The organism is Phenylobacterium sp. (assembly GCF_036501465.1).
Taxonomy (GTDB): Bacteria; Pseudomonadota; Alphaproteobacteria; order Caulobacterales; family Caulobacteraceae; genus Phenylobacterium.
Genome location: NZ_DASYAF010000061.1, coordinates 1 through 2,968, shown reverse-complemented (window position 1 = coordinate 2,968; position 2,968 = coordinate 1). Strand labels below are relative to the sequence as shown.

3 protein-coding genes and 1 pseudogene are annotated in these 2,968 nt (G+C 68.8%); 2 read left to right on the top strand and 2 right to left on the bottom strand.

The features are described from left to right. The first annotated feature begins 49 nt into the window (after positions 1 to 49). Complete coding sequence (acs, locus tag VGL85_RS06300; RefSeq protein WP_331587147.1) at positions 50 to 2,002, top strand: acetate--CoA ligase; 1,953 nt, start codon at positions 50 to 52, stop codon at positions 2,000 to 2,002. Positions 2,003 to 2,005: 3 nt separating this feature from the next. Here the strand turns inward: acs and VGL85_RS06295 are convergent, their stop codons facing one another. Further along, entirely contained in the window at positions 2,006 to 2,161 is a 156-nt protein-coding gene (locus VGL85_RS06295; RefSeq protein WP_331587145.1) for a hypothetical protein, read from the bottom strand. A gap of 6 nt (positions 2,162 to 2,167) precedes the next feature. Beyond that, the gene (locus VGL85_RS06290; protein ID WP_331587143.1) at positions 2,168 to 2,335 is read right to left on the bottom strand and encodes a hypothetical protein; all 168 of its coding nucleotides are present in this window, start codon (positions 2,333 to 2,335) and stop codon (positions 2,168 to 2,170) included. Positions 2,336 to 2,476: 141 nt separating this feature from the next. On the opposite strand from VGL85_RS06290, the pseudogene VGL85_RS06285 reads away from it, so the two are divergent. Further along, positions 2,477 to 2,968: pseudogene (locus tag VGL85_RS06285) on the top strand (NADP-dependent oxidoreductase); the annotation flags it as partial.

Here is a 2,968-nt window from a genome sequence, read left to right as displayed (position 1 = left end):
GCGCCCGGGTCCGCTTAGTCGTCGGACAACAACGATACGGAGGCGAGCCATGAGCGACGGCGAGGTTTTCCCGGTTCCGCAGGCCTGGGCCAAGAAGGCCCACATGGACGCCGCCGGCTACGCCGCCGCCTGGAAACGGGTCGAGGCCAATCCGGACGGCTTCTGGCGCGACGTCGCCGGCCGGCTGGACTGGATCAAGCCGTTTTCGGTGGTCAAGGACGTCTCCTTCGCCCGCGACGACTTCCGCATCCGCTGGTTCGCCGACGGGGTGCTGAACGTCTCGGCCAACTGCCTCGACCGGCATCTGCCGCACCGCGCCAGCGACATCGCCTTCATCTGGGAAGGCGACGACCCGAAGGACAGCCGCTGCATCACCTATGCCGAGGCCCATGCCGAGACCTGCCGCATGGCCAACGTCTTGAAAGCTCACGGCGCCAGGAAGGGCGACCGGATCACCATCTACCTGCCGATGATCCCCGAGGCCGCCTACGCCATGCTGGCCTGCGCGCGCATCGGCGCGGTCCATTCGGTGATCTTCGGCGGTTTCTCGCCCGATTCCATCGCCGGCCGGGTGCAGGACTGTGACTCCCACCTGATCATCACCGCCGACGAGGGCCTGCGCGGCGGCCGAAAAGTGCCGCTGAAGGCCAATGTCGACGAGGCGCTGCAGGCCTGCCCGGAGGTGAAGACGGTCATCGTGGTCAGGCGCACCGGCGCCGACGTGCCGATGCGGGCCGGCCGCGACGTGGACTATGACGAGGCCCGCGCGCGGGTTTCCGCCGACTGCCCGCCCGAGCCCATGGGGGCGGAGGATCCGCTGTTCATCCTCTACACCTCCGGCTCGACCGGTAAGCCCAAGGGGGTGCTGCACACCACCGGCGGCTATCTGACCTGGGCCTCGTGGACCCACGAGCTGATCTTCGACTACCGGCCGGGCGAGGTCTTCTGGTGCACCGCCGACGTGGGCTGGGTGACCGGGCACAGCTACATCGTCTATGGGCCGCTGGCCAATGGCGCGACCTCGCTGATCTTCGAGGGCGTCCCCAACCATCCGACCGTGTCGCGGTTCTGGGAGGTGATCGACAAGCACAAGGTCGAGATCTTCTACACCGCCCCGACCGCGCTGCGGGCGCTTATGCGCGACGGCGATGCGCCGGTCCGGCGCACCAGCCGCAAGTCGCTGCGTCTGCTGGGCACGGTCGGCGAGCCGATCAATCCGGAAGCCTGGCTCTGGTACCACCGCGTGGTCGGCGAGGGGCGCTGCCCGATCGTCGACACCTGGTGGCAGACCGAGACCGGCGCCGCGCTGATCGCGCCGTTGCCGGGCGCCACGGCGCTGAAGCCCGGCTCGGCGACCAAGCCGCTGCCGGGGGTGAAGCTGCAGATCGTCGACGCCGACGGCCAGGTGCTGGAGGGCTCGACCCAGGGCAATCTCTGCATCGTCGATTCCTGGCCGGGCCAGATGCGTACGGTCTATGGCGACCACGCGCGCTTCATCACCACCTATTTCACCACCTATCCCGGCAAGTATTTCACCGGCGACGGCTGCCGTCGCGACGAGGACGGCTATTACTGGATCACCGGCCGCGTCGACGACGTGATCAACGTCTCCGGCCACCGACTGGGCACCGCCGAGATCGAGTCCGTCCTGGTCGCGCACCAGAGCGTCGCCGAGGCCGCGGTGGTCGGCTTCCCGCACGAGATCAAGGGCCAGGGCATCTATGCCTATGTCACGCTGAAGGCCGACCAGACCGCCAGCGACGCGTTGCGCGCCGAGCTGACCAAGTGGGTCCGCCATGAGATCGGCCCCTTCGCGGCCCCGGACGTCATCCAGTGGGCGCCCGGCCTGCCCAAGACCCGCTCGGGCAAGATCATGCGGCGGATCCTGCGCAAGGTGGCCGAGGGCGACATCGGCAATCTCGGCGACACCACCACCCTGGCTGATCCGAGCGTGGTGGACGATCTGGTCAAGAACCGCGCGGCGGCCAGCGCCGGCGCCTGAGGCTCAGCGGTTCAAGCTCACATAGGCGATGACCGCGAGGTTGATGACCGCGATCGCCAGCGCCCCGCCCAGGGTGACCAGCCAGCCCTGCCAGGTGACCGGCGTCCAGCCCCAGCTCCACAGGCCGGTGCGGGCGCGAAACCAGGGCTCCTTGCTCATCGGCGTCTAGCCTCCCTCGCGGCGACTTTCGTCATGCAGGCGCACGATGCACGATTGGCTGGCGGTGGCCAGCAAGCTGCGCTGCGGCGGCCCGACGCACAAGCTGTCGTCGAGCGGCAGGTACCAGCGGTGCGGATTGTGCGTCGCGGTCAGGCTGATGAACGGCGTGGGCATGGCCCGCCCATAGCACCGCCGCCGCCTCAGGCAAGGCCAGCCGCACCGGCCGTCATTCCGGCTTGGTCGAACGGGCGCTGATGGCCTAAGGTTTTGCGCAAATGCGGCGGCCAGCAAGGACGCCCAGCCCAGGAGACGCCCATGTCGACCCCCAGCCGCGAAATCCACCTCGTCAAGCGCCCGGAGGGCCTGCCCAGCCTCGACGACTTCGCCATGGTCGAAACCCAGGTCGCCGATCCGGGCGAGGGCGAGGTTCTGGTGCGCAACCTCTACATGTCGGTCGATCCGGCCATGCGCCCGCGCATGAGCGTCGGTCAGGAGCTGAACGAGGCCATGGGCGGCGGCGCGCTCGGCCGGGTAGAGAAGTCGCGCAATCCGGGCTTCAAGGAGGGCGAACTGGTCACCAATCGCTTCGGCTTCCGCGAGGTCTTCACCTCGGACGGGCGGGGGCTTCTGGTGCTCAACCCCGAGCCCGGCCTGCCGCTGACCGTGCATATGGGACCGCTCGGCGGGACCGGCTTCACCGCCTACGGCGGCCTTCTGCACATCGGCCAGCTAAAGGACGGCGAGCAGGTCTTCGTCTCCACCGCCGCCGGCGCGGTGGGCTCGATGGCGGCGCAGATCGCCAAGATT